Source organism: Polaromonas sp. P1_E1_2, assembly GCF_056406035.1.
In genome coordinates this window covers 1-15,505 of record NZ_JBFUAZ010000031.1, presented here as the reverse complement: position 1 = coordinate 15,505, position 15,505 = coordinate 1, and the positions used below count along the sequence as shown (strand labels likewise).

Sequence of the window (15,505 nt, the reverse complement as noted above, 5' to 3'; positions counted from 1 at the left end):
GTATGACCCTGAGCGGCTGCGCGGCGCTGGCTGAAAATCCCAGCCGTGTTTATAAGGTACATTTTTCATTTTTCGGCAATATGGCCCAGAACATTTGTGAACGTTCGTATTAAGCCGTGCTGCACATCCGAAGTGTGCTGGCCAGAATCGCTTCACGCGCACCCGCCTTCTATCCTTGCTGATCCTTTCTGACTTATGAAGAAGCTCCCTGCCAGCGGCGGCCTTGTGTATTCCACCGATGCCGGAAGAATGTGCCCCGGTTGCCGCCAGCCCGCTTCTGCCTGCACCTGCAAGCAGCAGGCAACACCCAAGGGCGATGGGGTGGTGCGCGTCATGCGTGAAAGCAAAGGCCGCGGCGGCAAAACCGTCACCGTCATCAAGGGCCTGCCGCTGGACGCCCTGGCCCTGGCGCAGCTGGGCAAGCAGCTCAAGGCCGCCTGCGGCTCAGGCGGCACGGCCAAAGACGGCATCATTGAAGTGCAGGGCGACCATTGCGACACCGTCATGCAGGCCCTGCAAAAACAGGGCTACGCGCCCAAGCGGGCAGGCGGTTAGGCATGAACCCCGAAGACCTCCAGCTGCTGGTGACCCGCGAAATGCCTTTCGGCAAACACAAGGGCACCCTGATCGCCGACCTGCCCGGCAACTACCTCAACTGGTTCGCCCGCGAAGGTTTTCCCAAAGGCGAAATCGGCCGCCTGCTGCAGCTGATGCAGGAGATCGACCACAACGGGCTGAAGCCGCTGCTGGATCCGTTGCGGCGGTAGTCAAGTCACTCAATCACCGCGAAACTCTGGAAGCTTGGCAATCACCTTGATCTCAAACTGAAAGCCATAGAGCCAGGTCACGCCGACACCCGTCAGCGTAGGGTGCGGTGCGTTGCCCCAGTAGTCGGGCACCACTTTCCAGGCTGTCTCGAACACCGATTCCGGATCCACCATGAAGACGGTCACGTCGACCACGTCGTCGAAGGTGCAGCCTGCGGCCTTGAGGATGGCGTTCAGGTTGTCGAAGGCGAGCCGGACCTGCGCCTCCAGGTCGGGCTCGGGGGATCCATCTTCGCGGCTGCCAACCTGCCCTGAAACGAACAGGAATCCGTTGGACTTCACCGCCGGCGAATAGCGGTTGCGTTCATAGAGGGCCTGGCGCCCGGGTGGAAAAACGACGTCACGCTTGGTCATAAAAATGTCCTTTTTCATATGGGCCGTCGCCGGCCCGTGGTTAACGATGAAAGAACTTTAGAAGACTGTGCCTTTCGGATAAACAGGCAAGGCTAACCATCACTGTTCGTAGAATCCAAACAATCATCAACGTCAACATATCTGGAGCAGAGATGGACCGTTTCGATGCAATGCAGGCATTCGCCCGCGTGGTGGAAGCAGGCAGCTTCACCAAGGCGGCCGAGACACTCCATATGAGCAAGACCAGCGTGACGCAGCTGGTGCAGCAACTGGAAGCGCGGCTGCGGGTCAAGCTGCTCAACCGGACCACACGGAAGGTCAATGTCACTGCCGATGGCGCTGCCTACTATGACCGGGTGGTGCGCGTCCTGGCCGAGGTTGATGATGCCGAGACCAGCCTGTCCAGCGCGTCGGCGTCGCCCAGGGGCCGGCTGCGGGTCGATGTGCCCAGCCCCCTGGCCCGCATGATCCTGGTGCCGGCCTTGCCGGAATTTCATGCGCGCTACCCTGAGATTCAGCTCGACATGGGTGTCAGCGACCGCATGGTGGACCTGATCGGCGACAACGTGGATTGCGTCGTGCGCGGCGGCGAGCTAACCGATCAGTCGCTGATGGCCCGCAAGGTGGGTGACCTGCAGTTGGGGGTATACGCCGCCCCGGCCTATCTGGAGCGCTCGGGCACACCGTTGCACCCACGAGAGCTGGAAGACACACATCACCGCATCGTGGGTTTTCTGTGGGCGCGCACCGGCAAGGCTTTTCCGTACGCCATGCACTGCAAGGGCGAGAGCATCAAGGTGCAAGGCCGGCACCTGTTCGCATTCGATGACGGCAATGCCTACCTCGCGGCCGGGCTGGCGGGATTGGGAGTCCTCTGGCTGCCGGACTACATGGCGAAGGCGCACCTGGCTGGCGGCGAACTGGTGCGCCTGTTCAAGGGCTGGCGCCTTGACCCGATGCCTTTGTACGTAGCCTTTGCGCCGAACCGGCATGTCAGCGCCAAACTGCGCGTGTTCATCGAGTGGATTGCCGGGCTGATGGCGCAGCATGCGCCTGTTGCTGGCCCGCGTGACGGAAAAACATGACCCCGCCATGGAAATTCCATCGGCGATATATTCATTTCATTCAAGGAGTTTTCGATGGCCAATCTTCGCCAAGCCCTGGTTCACATGCGCTCGGGGCGCTGGACCGAGGCACACACGATTGTGCAGAGTGATGAGTCGCAACTGGCCGCCTGGCTGCACGGCATCCTGCATGTACAGGAGGGCGACCTGGGGAATGCCGAGTACTGGTATGGCCAGGCCAAGCGGGATTTCAACGGCCGCGGAACGCTGGATGAAGAGATGGACCGCTTTGAGGCAGGGCTGCCCAAATAAGCGTGGTCACACCATCGCAGCCAGACGCGTCCCCTGGTCAATAGCGCGTTTCGCATCGAGTTCGCTGGCTTCGTCTGCGCCGCCAATCAGGTGCGTCTTGACGCCGGCCGCGCGCAGTGGCTCCAGCAGTTCGCGCAGGGGTTCCTGTCCGGCGCACAGCACGATGTTGTCGACCGCCAGCACGGTGCCGTCCTGCCGTTTTTCGCCGAAGGTGATGAAGAGGCTGAGGCCTGAGCCTTCTTCGTTTTCACCAATGCGTTCATAGTTGACGCCTGAAAGCATTTCGACGTTTTTCATCTTCAGCGCGGCACGGTGGATCCAGCCGGTGGTCTTGCCCAGGCCCGCGCCCAGCTTGCCGGGCTTGCGCTGCAGCAGGGTGACATGGCGCGCCGGCGGCGTGACCAGCGGGCGTACCACGCCGCCGCGCACTTCACCGGGGTCGGCCACACCCCATTCGGCGAGCCAGGCGGGCAGGTCGAGTGCGGTGGAATGGCCGGTGGGTGTGACGAGGAACTCGGCGACGTCAAAGCCGATGCCGCCTGCGCCTATGAGTGCCACACGTTCGCCAACGGGCTGGCGGCCCAGCAGCACATCGATGTAGCTCAGCACCTTGGGATGGTCTTGCCCGGGAATACGCGGGTTGCGCGGCGTGACGCCGGTGGCCAGCACGACTTCGTCAAACTTCTGCGCAATGAGGTCGGCCGCCGAGACGCGGGTGTTCAGGTGCAGCTTCACGCCGGTGCCGGTGATGCGCTGGCCGAAGTAGCGCAGGGTTTCCTCGAACTCTTCCTTGCCGGGCACGCGCTTGGCCAGGTTGAACTGGCCGCCGATTTTGTCGGCCGCGTCATACAGGTCAACGCTGTGGCCGCGCAGGGCCAAAGTGGTGGCGGCGGCCAGACCCGCGGGGCCTGCGCCTATGACGGCAACGCGTTTTTTGGCGGGGGCGATGCGAATGACGAGTTCGGTTTCATGCCCGGCGCGGGGGTTGACCAGGCAGCTTGCCAGCTTGGCCTGGAAGGCGTGGTCCAGGCAGGCCTGGTTGCAGGCGATGCAGGTGTTGATCTCGTCGCGGCGCCCCTGCGCGGCCTTGTTGACAAACTCGGGGTCGGCCAGGAAAGGGCGGGCCATGCTGACCATGTCAGCCGAGCCGTCGGCCAGCACCTGTTCGGCCACCTCGGGCATGTTCAGGCGGTTGCTGGTGATGACAGGAATCGTGAGGCCGGCGGCACGCAGGTCGGTGCGCAGCTTTTTGGTGACCCAGGTGAAGGCACCACGTGGTACTGACGTCGCGATTGTCGGCACACGCGCCTCATGCCAGCCGATGCCGCTGTTGATGAGCGTGGCACCGGCGGCTTCCACCGCTTGGGCCAGCAGCACGACTTCCTCCCAGCTGCTGCCGCCGGGGATCAGGTCGATCATCGAGAGGCGGTAGATGATGATGAAGTCGCGCCCGACGGCTTCGCGCGTGCGGCGCACGATCTCGACGGCCAGGCGCATGCGGTTGGCGTAGCTGCCGCCCCACTCGTCGGTGCGCTGGTTGGTGTGGGTGACAAGGAACTGGTTAATGAAGTAGCCTTCGCTGCCCATGATCTCGACGCCGTCGTAGCCGGCATCGCGGGCGAGCATGGCGCAGCGGATGAAGGCGCGGATCTGCCGCTCAATGCCGCCGGCGCTGAGCTCGCGCGGGGTGAAGGGCGAGATGGGGCTCTGGATGCGCGAAGGTGCGACGCACAGCGGGTGGTAGCCATAGCGGCCGGTGTGCAAAATTTGCAGCGCAATCTTGCCGCCTTCTGCATGTACTGCGTCTGTGATCTGCTTGTGGCGGCGCGCAGCGCCTGAGCTGGCGAGCATGCCGGCAAACGGTTTGGTCCAGCCGGCGATGTTGGGCGCGAAGCCGCCGGTAACCATCAGGCCCACACCGCCGCGCGCGCGCTCGGCAAAGTAGGCGGCCATGGCGGGGAAGTGTTTGCGGCCGTCTTCGAGGCCGGTGTGCATGCTGCCCATGAGCACGCGGTTCTTCAGCGTGGTGAAGCCCAGGTCCAGCGGCGCGAGCAGGTGGGGGTAGGGGGAGGCGGGGTCCAGGGAAAAAGAAGAAGACGCAAGGGAAGGGGGCGTCGTCGCCGAAGTGGGGGTCGCGGCCAAGGCAGGTCTCCTGTCAAAACTGCCTGCATGGTAGTCGTAACAAGGGGCGCTACAAAGCCTGCCGGGTACTCTAGGGGACAGGCTCTACCCCGTCTTGGGGCTAACCCTGAGCGGCGGCACCCCTACGCCGCCTGCCGTGATGTGCTATTGATTTAATAGCTGCTTGCGCCCATCCTGATTGGCTTACCGGCTGTTTTTCTTGAAGCAGGGGCCTTGGATGCCGGATGCCTGCCGATGTGGGTATACCGGAGTACGACCTTGCGGTGTTGTCTGACACCCGCCCTTAGCCGGTGCTGGTACTTTGAAGCTTCGATTTCTGGAGCACCCATGGCAAAAAGCAACACCAGCCCGACACGCGCCAAGACCGGCGAAGGCGCGACGGTGCCGCATCCTCCGCACAGCGAGCCGGACGATGAAGCAGATGGCAACGATGCCAGTACCTTGATTGAAAACCCGGTGAAGCCCGGAAAGGCCGGCAAGCTCAAGCAGCACAGCTTTCCCGACGGTGGCGGCAGCGGCGGCGCCGAGGCTTTCCGGCGCGGGCCGGGCCGGGGGAAGCCTTCGCCCGGGGTTTGATTGGGGTTGGCCGGCGTTTGATCGGGGCCTGATGAAACTCGCGACCTTTAACGTCAACGGCATCAAGACGCGGTTGCCGCAGTTGCTGGACTGGCTGGCCAAAGAATCGCCGGACGTGGTGTGCCTGCAGGAATTAAAAGCGCTGGACGGTGTGTTTCCCCAGGCCGAGCTGCGGGAAGCGGGTTACGGCGCTTTATGGAAAGGCCAGCGGTCATGGAACGGCGTGGCGATTCTGGCGAAGGGTGAGGCGCCGGTTGAAATACGGCGTGAGCTGCCCGGCGATGCGTCAGATGACCAAAGCCRCTACCTGGAGGCCGCAGTAGACGGAATCATTGTGGCCTGCCTGTACCTGCCCAACGGCAACCCGCAGCCAGGCCCCAAGTTTGACTACAAGCTGGCCTGGTTTGAGCGCCTGCACCGGCATGCGCTGGCGCTCTGCGGTTCGGGCCACCCGGTTGCGCTGGCCGGTGACTTCAACGTGGTGCCGACCGACTTTGATATCTACAACCCCAAGTCCTGGCGCAAGGACGCCTTGTTGCAGCCCGAAAGCCGGGCGGCCTATGAAAAGCTGTTGGGGCAAGGGTGGGTAGACAGCCTGCGGCATTTGCACCCGCAAGAGCGCATCTACACCTTCTGGGATTATTTCCGCCAGCACTGGCAGCGCAACGCGGGCTTGCGCATCGACCATATCCTGTTGAATGCAGAACTGGCGCCGCGCCTGAAGGCCGCCGGGGTAGACAGTTGGGTGCGCGGGCAGGAACATGCCAGCGACCATGCGCCGGTGTGGGTGGAGCTGGGGGTGGCGCGTAAAGCTGTGGGCGCGGTGAAGAAGAAGGTGGCCAAAGTGGCCAGGCCGCGAGCGGCAGCGGTGCCGCGCAAAAAAGCTCCGTAAGCCAATGCCGTACCTTACGGATTCGTTGCTATTAATTCAATAGCTGCTTGCGCAAGTCCCTATTGGTCTAGCGGCTGTTTTTGATCGCAGTCGCGGCGTCGGTGACCAGTTCGGGGCCTTTGTAGATGAGGCCGGTGTAGATCTGCACGACATCGGCGCCAGCCTTGATCTTGGAGACGGCGTCCGCACCGCTCATGATGCCGCCCACGCCGATGATGGGAAAGCCTTTGCCGAGTGCCGCGCGCAGCTGGCCGATGACGCGGTTGCTGGCTTCCAGCACCGGCGCGCCGCTCAGGCCGCCGGCTTCTTCGGCATGGCGCATGCCTTTCACGGCGTCGCGGCTCAGCGTGGTGTTGGTGGCGACGACGCCGTCCATGGCGTGGCGCTTGAGCGTGGCGGCAATCACATCGACCTGGGCTTCATCGAGGTCGGGCGCGATCTTCACAAAAATCGGCACGCGCTTGCCGTGCTGTTTGGCCAGGGTCTCGCGGCGTTCGGCGATGCGGCCGAGCAGGGCGTCCAGGGCTTCGTCGCTTTGCAGGGCGCGCAGGTTTTTGGTGTTGGGGCTGGAGATGTTGACGGTGACGTAGTCGGCGTGCGGGTAGACACCGTCCAGGCAGGTCAGGTAGTCGTCGACGGCGTTTTCAATCGGCGTAGCAGCGTTTTTGCCGATGTTCAGGCCCAGCAGCAGGGTGTTTTGCGCGCCTTGCTTGCGCACGCTGGATCGCTGCACATTGGCCAGAAAAGCGGCCAGCCCTTCATTGTTAAAGCCCAGGCGGTTGATGAGCGCGTTGGCTTCGGTGAGGCGGAACATGCGCGGCTTGGGGTTGCCCGGTTGGCCCAGAGGGGTGACGGTGCCCACTTCGACAAAGCCGAAACCCATGGCGGCCAGGCCGTCGATGCAGCGGGCGTTTTTATCGAGCCCGGCGGCCAGACCCACGCGGTTGGCGAATTTCAGGCCGGCCAGCTCGACGGGATCGCTCACGCGGTTGCCGCAGTAGGCCAGCGACAGCGGCGTGCCCTGGGTGCGCGCCAGCGAAGCCATGGTCAGCTCGTGGGCGGTTTCGGGGTCAAGCCCAAATAAAAAAGGGCGGGCCAGGGAGTAGGGAAGCAGGGACATTGGATAATTCGGCTGTTGGCGATGAGGCGATGAACCACCCGGGCAGGCCGGGCATGAGGCCTGATTGTCGCAAAACCCGTTTCGCCCCGGCCCGCCCCCCCAAACACTCTTTAATACTTCCATGACCCAAGCCATGACCCAAGACGAACTCAAAACCCTGGTTGGCCAGGCAGCCCTGCACTATGTCGAGGAAGGCAGCATTGTGGGAGTGGGCACCGGCTCGACTGTCAACAAATTCATTGACGCGCTGGGCACCATGAAGGGGCGCATTGCCGGTGCGGTGTCGAGCTCGGTTGCCTCGACGGAACGCCTGCAGGCGCTGGGCATCAAGGTGTTTGACGCGACGGAGGTGGACGAGCTGGCGGTGTACATCGACGGCGCCGACGAGATCGACAACGCGGGTTATATGGTCAAGGGCGGCGGTGCGGCGCTGACGCGCGAAAAGATCGTGGCAGCCCAGTCGCGCAAGTTTGTCTGCATTGCCGACGAGTCCAAGCTGGTGCAGGCGCTGGGCAACTTTCCGCTGCCCGTTGAGGTGATTCCGATGGCGGCCAGACGTATTGCGCGGCAGTTTGCGGCCATGGGCGGTACAGCCAACCTGCGGCTCAAGGACGGCAAGCCGCTGGTCACCGACAACGGCCAGCACATCCTGGACGTGACCGGCCTGAAGATCGCCGATCCGCTGGGTTTTGAGTCGCAGGTCAACCAGTGGCCGGGCGTGGTGACGGTGGGGGTGTTCGCCCACCAGAAGGCGCATGTCTGCTTGCTGGGTGCGCCGGGCGGGGTGAAGACACTGGTGTTTTAGGCTGCTCTGGCTCCAGAAAGCAAAACGCCGGGCTGGTACCCGGCGTTTTGCATTTTTCAGAGCCCGCTCAGAATTTGATGCCGGCAGGGTTGTTGGCCGTGGCGGCGGGTGGTGCCGCCGGAGCAGCCTGCTGGGATGGTGCGGCAGGCGCGGCTGGGGCGGTGCCCGCTGCTGGAGATTTGCTCACCGCGACCAGGGGTGTAGGCGCGGGGCGCTGGTAGGTGGCCGGCAATATAGACGCAGCAGGGTAGCCCGCTGCATTCAGGAACTGCGTCCACTCTGCATCCGAATAGCCTTTGAGTTGCTGGGCGGCTATGGTCAGAAGGGGCAGCGATGCATCGCCGCTCAGCCGCTGCAGGGCCGCAATATCTTCGTTGGTGTTGACGGTTTTCTCGCTGAAGGGAATGCCACGGCTTATCAGCATGGCACGAGCGGAACCGCAGGGAATACATTTTTCGTTGGTGTACAAGGTGACCGGGTATTTGCTGACAACCTGTCGCAATTCGAAAGGAAGACCTCCGGATGCTGCTCCACCACCACTTGACGCTGCGTTGGCAGCGCTAACTTTTCCGCTACTTGCCGCCGGCGGTGGCTGGTCGGAAAAGGTTACCTTGCCGTCGGGTCCCACGATGCGGTAGACCTGCGCGTGCGACGGCAGCGCCATAAAAATTAAGCTTCCCCCAAACAGCAGCATGGCCAGCAGGGCGTTGGGAGAGAAGGACCTAACAGCGTTTGATTTCATGGTTTCCCCAGTCAGTCTTGAATTTGAATTGAAGTAGCTTGGCTCAGGTGTTTCAAGCCATACCCTGGTGGCGCATCAGCGCGTCCAGCGTTGGCTCGCGGCCCCGGAAGGCCTTGAATGATTCCATGGCCGGACGGCTGCCCCCTGCTTCCAGGATGGCTTGCCGGTATTTTCGGCCTGTTTCTACATTAACGGTACCCGATCCTGTGCCGGCGTCAGTGTTTGTACCCGGGTCGGCTGCAGGATGGGCGGACTCTTCAAACGCGGCATAAGCGTCTGCAGACAGGACTTCGGCCCATTTGTAGCTGTAATACCCGGCTGCATAACCACCGGAAAAAATGTGACTGAATGTATGCGCAGTACGGCTGTAGGCCGGGGCGACAATCACGGCGACTTCCCGGCGCACCTCGTTCAGGAGATCCATCAGGTCGTCGGCCGGGTTGTGAGAGGTGTGCAGCAGCATGTCGAACAGTGAAAACTCGACCTGGCGCAGCGTCTGCATGCCGCTCTGGAAGTTTTTGGCGGCCAGCATCTTGTCGAACAGCTCACGCGGCAGGGCGGCGCCGGTATCCACGTGGGCGGTCATGTGCTTGAGCACGTCCCACTCCCAGCAAAAGTTTTCCATGAACTGGCTGGGCAGCTCGACGGCGTCCCATTCGACGCCGCTGATGCCGGAAACGTCCCGTTCGTTGACCTGGGTGAGCATGTGGTGCAGCCCGTGGCCGAATTCATGGAACAGCGTGGTCACGTCGTCGTGCGTGAGCAGGGCTGGCTTGCCGCCCACGCCCTCGGCGAAGTTGCAGACGAGGTGCGCCACCGGGGTTTGTAGCTTGCCGTTGTCGGGGCGCAGCCAGCGGGTGCGCACATCATCCATCCAGGCGCCGCCGCGTTTGCCGGTGCGGGCGGGCTGGTCCAGATAGAACTGGCCCACCAGCTGGCCGTTGCGCTCGATACGGAAAAACTCTACGCCAGGCTTCCACACGGGTGCCGAGTCCTTGCGGATGGCAACTTCAAACAGTGTTTCCACGATCCTGAAGAGGCCTGCCAGCACCTTGGGGGCAGTGAAGTACTGTTTGACTTCCTGTTCACTGAAGGCGTAGCGCGCTTCCTTGAGTTTTTCGCCGATGTAGGCGTAGTCCCAGGCTTGCGGGTCGGGCAGGCCCAACTGGGTGGCGGCAAAGGCGCGCAGGTCGGCAACATCCTTTTCGGCATAGGGTCGGGCGCGCCGGGCAAGGTCACGCAAAAACGTGATGACCTCGTCGGGGGACTTGGCCATCTTGGCGACCACCGAGACCTCGCCGAAATTACGGTAGCCCAGCAGCTTTGCCTCTTCGAGGCGCAGCGCAAGGATTTCCTTCATGATGGCGCTGTTGTCGAATTTGYTGAACTCGGGTGCGGCCTGGTCGCTGGCGCGGGTGGTGTAGGCCTTGTAAAAGGTTTCGCGCAGTTTGCTGCTTTTGGCAAACTGCATGACAGGCAGGTAGCTTGGCATTTTCAGGCTGAGGCGGTAGCCGGTCTTGCCTTCGGACTGGGCCTGGTTGCGCGCTGTTTCAAGCACGTCGGCAGGAATGCCCTCAACCTCGGCTTCTGTCGCGTAATAGGCAAATGCGTCGGTGGCATCCAGGGCGTTCTCGCTGAATTTCTGGTTCAGCTCGGCCTGGCGTTCCTGGATCTCGGCAAAACGGTCGCGGTCGGTGCCCTTCAGTTCCGCACCCGACAGCACAAAGTTGCGAATGGCGTTTTTATGGGCCTGGYGCTGCTCGGTGTTCAGGGTGGCCACGTCGATGGCTTTGTATTTGTCGTAAAGGCGCTCATCGGCGCCCAGGCGGGTCCAGAACTCGGTCACGCGCGGCAGGGCGGCGTTGTAGGCCGCGCGCAGCTCCGGCGTGTCGGCCACGCTGTTGAGGTGGCTCACGGCGCCCCAGGCGCGGCSCAGGTTCTCGGTGGCCACGTCCAGCACGCCGGCGATGCCGCTCCAGGAGGCCGGAAAATCCGCTGCCGTGACTTGCTCAAGGGCACTTTCGGCCCTGGCCAGCAGCTCGTCGAGGGCTGGCGCCACATGCTCGGGCTGAATCCGGTCAAACAGGGGAAGGTCGGAGAAGTCGAGAAGGGGATTGGTCATGACGTACAGCTGTGGGCGAAAGTCTCGAATCTAAGGGCCTGGGGCTACCGGGCCAGGAAGAATGTGCCTGTCGGGGCGCTATCGGGGCAATTGCCCCGTGCCTTGCGGGCGGGGAACTCAGCCCTGTGCACTCTTCTTGACACTTTTCAGTTGGGGTTTTTTGGCGCGTTTGACGGTGCCGCCGGGCGTGAGGCGCTGGTTGCCGAGCACGCGCAGGGTTTTGACTTCGGGACGCTGGCCGTAGCGGGAGCTGTTTTTCAGTACCTTGACATCACGGGGGCCGGGCATGCGGTCTTCATTGACCTTCTTTTCCTTTTCCGGCATTGGGCGCCACAGCACCAGCAGCTTGCCGATATGCTGGATGGGGGCGGCATTGAGTTCATCTGCCAGGGTCTGGAAAATCGCTTCTCGGCCGGCGCGGTCGTCTGATTGAACCCGCACCTTGATGAGGCCGTGCGCGTTCAGGGCCGCGTCGGTTTCTTTCTTGACGGCAGCGGTCAGGCCATCGGAGCCGATCATCACCACTGCGTTCAGGTGATGGGCATCGGCGCGGTGATCCTTGCGCTGGGCGGGGGTAAGTTGTATTTGAGCCATGACCCAATTATCGGGGGAGTCGGGAAGAGGACAATAGACCCCATGAAAGTAAATGCCAAGACCGACTTCAAACCCGGCACCCAGACCGACGCGAAGGCCGCTGCCAAAGCCGTATCGAAAGCCAGTGCGAAAGGGAAAAAGGTCAACAAGGCGTGGTTGCACGACCACATCAACGACCCCTACGTCAAATTGGCCCAGAAAGAGGGCTACCGGGCCAGGGCAGCTTACAAATTGAAGGAAATTGACGAAACCTTCGGCCTGATCCGGCCGGGGGACTGTGTGGTCGACCTGGGTAGCACGCCCGGGGCCTGGAGCCAGTACGTGAGGCGCAAGCTGTCACCCACCGGCGCGGCGGCGGGGGAGCTCAACGGCCGCATCATCGGGCTGGACCTGCTGCCCATGGAGCCGATCGAGGGGGTGACCTTTATCCAGGGCGACTTCCGGGAGGCGGAGGTGCTGGAGAAGCTGGAGCAGGCGCTGGCCTCGTCCGAAGGGCAGATCCGGGTCGATCTTGTGATCTCGGACATGGCGCCCAACCTGTCGGGTATTGAATCGGCCGATGCCGCCCGCATTGCCCATCTCATAGAGCTGGCCGTGGAGTTTGCCCAGAACCGGATGAAACCGGACGGCACCCTGGTGGTGAAGCTTTTTCACGGCAGCGGATACGATCAGCTCGTGAAGCTTTTCAAGGACACCTTCAAGACGGTCAAGCCCCTCAAACCCAAGGCATCGCGACCGGGATCGTCCGAGATTTTCCTGATTGGCCGGGGGCTTAAGAGGCGTGCCGAAGCTGCACAATGAGTGTGATACGGTGGCAAAAATCACCTAAACCCGCTTCAAACATGGGGCTGGCAGGGGATTACGCGGTTTTTGCCCTTGAAACGCCTAAAATCAGGCGCATGTGACTTTTGTTCTTATACCGGAGTAGTCCTTGAACAATCAGTGGTTTTCCAAAATTGCAATCTGGCTGGTTATCGCCATGGTGCTGTTTACCGTATTCAAGCAATTTGATCCACGCGGTAGTGCCGGCTCAAACTACCTGGGTTACTCCGAGTTCCTGGAAGAGGTGCGTGGCAAGCGCATCAAGCAGGCCACCATCGCCGAAGGCCAGGGCGGCACCGAGATTTCCGCCACCACGGTGGATGATCGCAAGGTTCGCACCACCGCAACCTACCTTGACCGCGGCCTCGTCGGCGACCTGATCGCCAACGACGTGAAGTTTGACGTCAAGCCCCGCGAAGAAACCTCCCTGCTCACGTCCCTGCTGATCAGCTGGGGTCCCATGCTGCTGCTGATCGGCGTGTGGATTTATTTCATGCGGCAGATGCAGGGCGGCGGCAAGGGCGGGGCTTTCAGCTTCGGTAAATCCAAGGCGCGCCTGCTCGATGAATCCACCAATCCAGTGACTTTTGCCGACGTGGCGGGCTGCGACGAAGCCAAGGAAGAAGTCAAGGAAGTGGTCGACTTCCTGAAAGACCCTGCCAAATTCCAGAAACTGGGTGGCCGCATTCCGCGTGGTTTGCTGCTGGTCGGCCCTCCGGGCACCGGTAAAACCCTGCTGGCCAAGAGTATTGCCGGCGAAGCCAAGGTTCCGTTTTTCTCGATTTCCGGCTCTGACTTCGTTGAAATGTTCGTCGGTGTAGGCGCGTCGCGTGTGCGCGACATGTTCGACAACGCCAAGAAAAATGCGCCTTGCATCATCTTCATCGATGAAATCGACGCAGTCGRCCGCCAGCGCGGTGCGGGCCTGGGCGGCGGCAATGACGAACGCGAGCAGACCCTGAACCAGATGCTGGTCGAGATGGACGGCTTTGAAACCAATGTCGGCGTGATCGTGGTGGCTGCCACCAACCGTCCCGACATCCTGGACGCCGCCTTGCTTCGTCCCGGCCGTTTTGACCGCCAGGTCTATGTGACGCTGCCCGATATCCGCGGCCGCGAGCAGATCCTGAATGTGCACATGCGCAAGGTTCCGCTCGGCCAGGATGTGAGCCCCGGGGTTATTGCCCGCGGCACGCCCGGCATGTCGGGCGCTGACCTGGCCAACCTGTGCAACGAAGCTGCCCTGATGGCTGCACGCCGCAACGCGCGCACCGTCGAGATGCAGGACTTCGAAAAAGCCAAAGACAAGATACTGATGGGCCCCGAGCGCAAGAGCATGGTCATGCCCGAAGAAGAGCGCCGCAACACGGCCTACCATGAGTCCGGTCACGCGCTGCTCGGCAAGATGCTGCCGAAGTGCGATCCGGTTCACAAGGTCACCATCATTCCGCGCGGCCGTGCCCTGGGCGTGACCATGAGCCTGCCGGCGCAAGACCGCTACAGCTATGACCGCGAGTACATGCTCAGCCAGATCAGCATGCTGTTTGGCGGCCGTATTGCCGAAGAAGTCTTCATGAACCAGATGACCACAGGCGCCAGCAACGACTTTGAACGTGCCACAGCGCTGGCCCGCGACATGGTGACCCGTTACGGCATGACCGAGGCCCTGGGCCCCATGGTGTACGCGGAAAATGAAGGCGAAGTGTTTTTGGGCCGTTCGGTCACCAAGACCAACAACATGAGCGAGTCGACCCTGCAAAAGGTGGACGGTGAAGTACGCCGAATCATCGACCAGCAGTACGCCCAGGCGCGCAAGCTGATCGAGGACAACCAGGACAAGATGCATGCCATGGCCAAGGCCCTGCTCGAATGGGAAACCATTGACGGCGACCAGCTGGACGACATCATGGCCGGCAAGGAACCCCGGCCGCCCAAGGACTGGACGCCGCGCAATTCGTCGGTAGGCGGCGGTAGCGGTCCCAGCGGCGGCACGCCGGCTGTCAGTACCGATCCGGCGCCGACGGTAGCCTGATGCCTCCACAAGCATGAAGACGACTGCCAGGCAGTCATCACAACCGGGGCCAGTCCCCGGTTTTTTCATGGTGGAGAACATGGCTCGTGTGCTTGCCACTTTGTGTGGCTTCGGCAATGCACCGTTCCTTGCGCGATATTGCATTGCGTACCGGCCTGTGGTTTAACCCTTCATTCGTTTTGGGACATCCATCCATGATCTGGCAAACCTCCCGCTTTCAGATTGACCTGTCAAAGCCGCGCGTCATGGGTATCGTCAATGTCACGCCCGACTCATTTTCGGATGGGGGCAGGTATTTCACCCTCGGTGGTGGTTTTTCAGGTGTCTTTGCTCATTGCGAGAAATTGATCCGGGATGGCGCCGACATGCTGGACATTGGCGGTGAATCAAGCCGGCCTGGCGCGCCGCCCGTGTCACTGGAGGAAGAGCTTGAACGGGTGCTGCCGGTGGTTCGCCATGCGGTCAGCCTGGGGGTGCCGCTGTCGGTCGACACATACAAACCTGAGGTGATGCAGGCTGTGCTTGACCTGGGCGCCGATGTCATCAACGACATCTGGGCCCTGCGCAAGCCGGGTGCGGTGCAGGTGGTGGCGCAGCACCCGAATTGCGGTGTCTGCCTGATGCACATGCACCGCGAACCGCAGACCATGCAGGTTGCCCCCATGGAGGGCGACGTGGTGCCGCAGGTGAGGGCTTTTCTGGAAAGCGCCGCATCTGGCCTGCAGGCCGCTGGCGTTGATAAAACCCGCATCGTGCTGGATGTGGGTGTGGGCTTTGGCAAAACCGTGGCGCAGAATTTCGCGTTGCTCGCGCGCCAGCAGGAATTCCTCGCTGCCGGCTATCCGTTGCTGGCCGCCTGGTCGCGCAAATCGTCTTTGGCCGCCGTGACCAGCACTTCGCTCGCAACTGTCGCCCAGCTCGACGTGACCGACCGCATGGTGCCCAGTGTGGCGGCCGCCGTGCTGGCGGTGGACCGCGGCGCCCGTATCGTGCGTGCGCATGATGTGCGCGAGACCGTGCAGGCCCTGAAGGTATGGATGGCAGCGCATTAGCAGTTTTATCGCTATCCGGCAAAGATGGCGGCTTTGGCTGACAAAGGGC

16 protein-coding genes are annotated in these 15,505 nt (G+C 62.1%); 10 read left to right on the top strand and 6 right to left on the bottom strand.

Going from position 1 to position 15,505, the window contains the following annotated elements:
- Positions 1–195 precede the first annotated feature (195 nt).
- Together AC1D1P_RS03465 and AC1D1P_RS03460 are read left to right on the top strand one after the other, a co-directional pair.
- Positions 196–555, top strand: coding sequence for a translation initiation factor Sui1 (locus AC1D1P_RS03465; protein ID WP_477672093.1), 360 nt, complete (start codon positions 196–198; stop codon positions 553–555).
- Between the two features lie 2 nt (positions 556–557).
- Complete coding sequence (locus tag AC1D1P_RS03460) at positions 558–767, top strand: DUF3820 family protein (protein WP_477667170.1); 210 nt, start codon at positions 558–560, stop codon at positions 765–767.
- Positions 768–776: 9 nt separating this feature from the next.
- Here AC1D1P_RS03460 and AC1D1P_RS03455 read toward each other — a convergent pair whose 3' ends face one another.
- On the bottom strand, positions 777–1,181 hold the full coding sequence (locus AC1D1P_RS03455) for a RidA family protein (RefSeq protein WP_477670958.1): 405 nt from the start codon (positions 1,179–1,181) through the stop codon (positions 777–779).
- Positions 1,182–1,333: 152 nt separating this feature from the next.
- Here AC1D1P_RS03455 and AC1D1P_RS03450 point away from each other — a divergent pair, with 152 nt between their 5' ends.
- Together AC1D1P_RS03450 and AC1D1P_RS03445 are read left to right on the top strand one after the other, a co-directional pair.
- Positions 1,334–2,266, top strand: a complete 933-nt coding sequence (locus AC1D1P_RS03450; protein ID WP_477670957.1) for a LysR family transcriptional regulator — start codon at positions 1,334–1,336, stop codon at positions 2,264–2,266.
- Between the two features lie 54 nt (positions 2,267–2,320).
- Complete coding sequence (locus AC1D1P_RS03445) at positions 2,321–2,557, top strand: hypothetical protein (RefSeq protein ID WP_477670956.1); 237 nt, start codon at positions 2,321–2,323, stop codon at positions 2,555–2,557.
- A gap of 6 nt (positions 2,558–2,563) precedes the next feature.
- Here AC1D1P_RS03445 and AC1D1P_RS03440 read toward each other — a convergent pair whose 3' ends face one another.
- Positions 2,564–4,639, bottom strand: coding sequence for an oxidoreductase (locus AC1D1P_RS03440; RefSeq protein WP_477672096.1), 2,076 nt, complete (start codon positions 4,637–4,639; stop codon positions 2,564–2,566).
- A gap of 387 nt (positions 4,640–5,026) precedes the next feature.
- Here AC1D1P_RS03440 and AC1D1P_RS03435 point away from each other — a divergent pair, with 387 nt between their 5' ends.
- On the top strand, positions 5,027–5,275 hold the full coding sequence (locus AC1D1P_RS03435; protein ID WP_477670955.1) for a hypothetical protein: 249 nt from the start codon (positions 5,027–5,029) through the stop codon (positions 5,273–5,275).
- Between the two features lie 31 nt (positions 5,276–5,306).
- The gene (gene xth, locus AC1D1P_RS03430; RefSeq protein WP_477672092.1) at positions 5,307–6,167 is read left to right on the top strand and encodes an exodeoxyribonuclease III; all 861 of its coding nucleotides are present in this window, start codon (positions 5,307–5,309) and stop codon (positions 6,165–6,167) included.
- A gap of 67 nt (positions 6,168–6,234) precedes the next feature.
- Here xth and AC1D1P_RS03425 read toward each other — a convergent pair whose 3' ends face one another.
- The gene (locus AC1D1P_RS03425) at positions 6,235–7,287 is read right to left on the bottom strand and encodes a quinone-dependent dihydroorotate dehydrogenase (protein ID WP_477672091.1); all 1,053 of its coding nucleotides are present in this window, start codon (positions 7,285–7,287) and stop codon (positions 6,235–6,237) included.
- A gap of 133 nt (positions 7,288–7,420) precedes the next feature.
- Here AC1D1P_RS03425 and rpiA point away from each other — a divergent pair, with 133 nt between their 5' ends.
- A complete protein-coding gene (gene rpiA / locus AC1D1P_RS03420) occupies positions 7,421–8,092 on the top strand; it encodes a ribose-5-phosphate isomerase RpiA (RefSeq protein WP_477672095.1) in 672 nt (223 codons plus the stop codon).
- Positions 8,093–8,159: 67 nt separating this feature from the next.
- On the opposite strand, the gene AC1D1P_RS03415 is transcribed toward rpiA, so the two are convergent.
- From AC1D1P_RS03415 to AC1D1P_RS03405, 3 genes are all read right to left on the bottom strand, one after another.
- Positions 8,160–8,786: a glutaredoxin family protein gene (locus AC1D1P_RS03415; RefSeq protein WP_477672094.1), complete on the bottom strand. Its 627-nt coding sequence runs from the start codon at positions 8,784–8,786 to the stop codon at positions 8,160–8,162.
- A gap of 100 nt (positions 8,787–8,886) precedes the next feature.
- Positions 8,887–10,956 carry a M3 family metallopeptidase gene (locus AC1D1P_RS03410; RefSeq protein WP_477672090.1) on the bottom strand — a complete coding sequence of 690 codons (2,070 nt, stop codon included), beginning with the start codon at positions 10,954–10,956 and terminating at the stop codon, positions 8,887–8,889.
- A 117-nt stretch (positions 10,957–11,073) separates the two neighbouring features.
- Positions 11,074–11,550, bottom strand: coding sequence for a YhbY family RNA-binding protein (locus AC1D1P_RS03405; RefSeq protein WP_477670950.1), 477 nt, complete (start codon positions 11,548–11,550; stop codon positions 11,074–11,076).
- Between the two features lie 42 nt (positions 11,551–11,592).
- Here AC1D1P_RS03405 and AC1D1P_RS03400 point away from each other — a divergent pair, with 42 nt between their 5' ends.
- The 3 genes from AC1D1P_RS03400 to folP all read left to right on the top strand — a co-directional run bounded on the left by AC1D1P_RS03400 (position 11,593) and on the right by folP (position 15,456).
- Complete coding sequence (locus AC1D1P_RS03400) at positions 11,593–12,351, top strand: RlmE family RNA methyltransferase (RefSeq protein WP_477670949.1); 759 nt, start codon at positions 11,593–11,595, stop codon at positions 12,349–12,351.
- A 130-nt stretch (positions 12,352–12,481) separates the two neighbouring features.
- Positions 12,482–14,404 (top strand): ATP-dependent zinc metalloprotease FtsH, encoded by a 1,923-nt coding sequence (gene ftsH, locus AC1D1P_RS03395; RefSeq protein ID WP_477672089.1) that lies wholly within the window; start codon positions 12,482–12,484, stop codon positions 14,402–14,404.
- A 194-nt stretch (positions 14,405–14,598) separates the two neighbouring features.
- The gene (gene folP, locus AC1D1P_RS03390; RefSeq protein WP_477670948.1) at positions 14,599–15,456 is read left to right on the top strand and encodes a dihydropteroate synthase; all 858 of its coding nucleotides are present in this window, start codon (positions 14,599–14,601) and stop codon (positions 15,454–15,456) included.
- Positions 15,457–15,505 lie beyond the last annotated feature (49 nt).

Coding starts and splice junctions, on each gene's coding strand:
- AC1D1P_RS03460 (WP_477667170.1), top strand. CDS start 558: ATGAACCCCGAAGACCTCCAGCTGCTGGTGACCCGCGAAATGCCTTTC.
- AC1D1P_RS03455 (WP_477670958.1), bottom strand. CDS start 1,181: ATGACCAAGCGTGACGTCGTTTTTCCACCCGGGCGCCAGGCCCTCTAT.
- AC1D1P_RS03435 (WP_477670955.1), top strand. CDS start 5,027: ATGGCAAAAAGCAACACCAGCCCGACACGCGCCAAGACCGGCGAAGGC.
- AC1D1P_RS03445 (WP_477670956.1), top strand. CDS start 2,321: ATGGCCAATCTTCGCCAAGCCCTGGTTCACATGCGCTCGGGGCGCTGG.
- AC1D1P_RS03415 (WP_477672094.1), bottom strand. CDS start 8,786: ATGCTGCTGTTTGGGGGAAGCTTAATTTTTATGGCGCTGCCGTCGCAC.
- AC1D1P_RS03465 (WP_477672093.1), top strand. CDS start 196: ATGAAGAAGCTCCCTGCCAGCGGCGGCCTTGTGTATTCCACCGATGCC.
- AC1D1P_RS03450 (WP_477670957.1), top strand. CDS start 1,334: ATGGACCGTTTCGATGCAATGCAGGCATTCGCCCGCGTGGTGGAAGCA.
- AC1D1P_RS03405 (WP_477670950.1), bottom strand. CDS start 11,550: ATGGCTCAAATACAACTTACCCCCGCCCAGCGCAAGGATCACCGCGCC.
- AC1D1P_RS03425 (WP_477672091.1), bottom strand. CDS start 7,287: ATGTCCCTGCTTCCCTACTCCCTGGCCCGCCCTTTTTTATTTGGGCTT.
- folP (WP_477670948.1), top strand. CDS start 14,599: ATGATCTGGCAAACCTCCCGCTTTCAGATTGACCTGTCAAAGCCGCGC.
- rpiA (WP_477672095.1), top strand. CDS start 7,421: ATGACCCAAGACGAACTCAAAACCCTGGTTGGCCAGGCAGCCCTGCAC.
- AC1D1P_RS03400 (WP_477670949.1), top strand. CDS start 11,593: ATGAAAGTAAATGCCAAGACCGACTTCAAACCCGGCACCCAGACCGAC.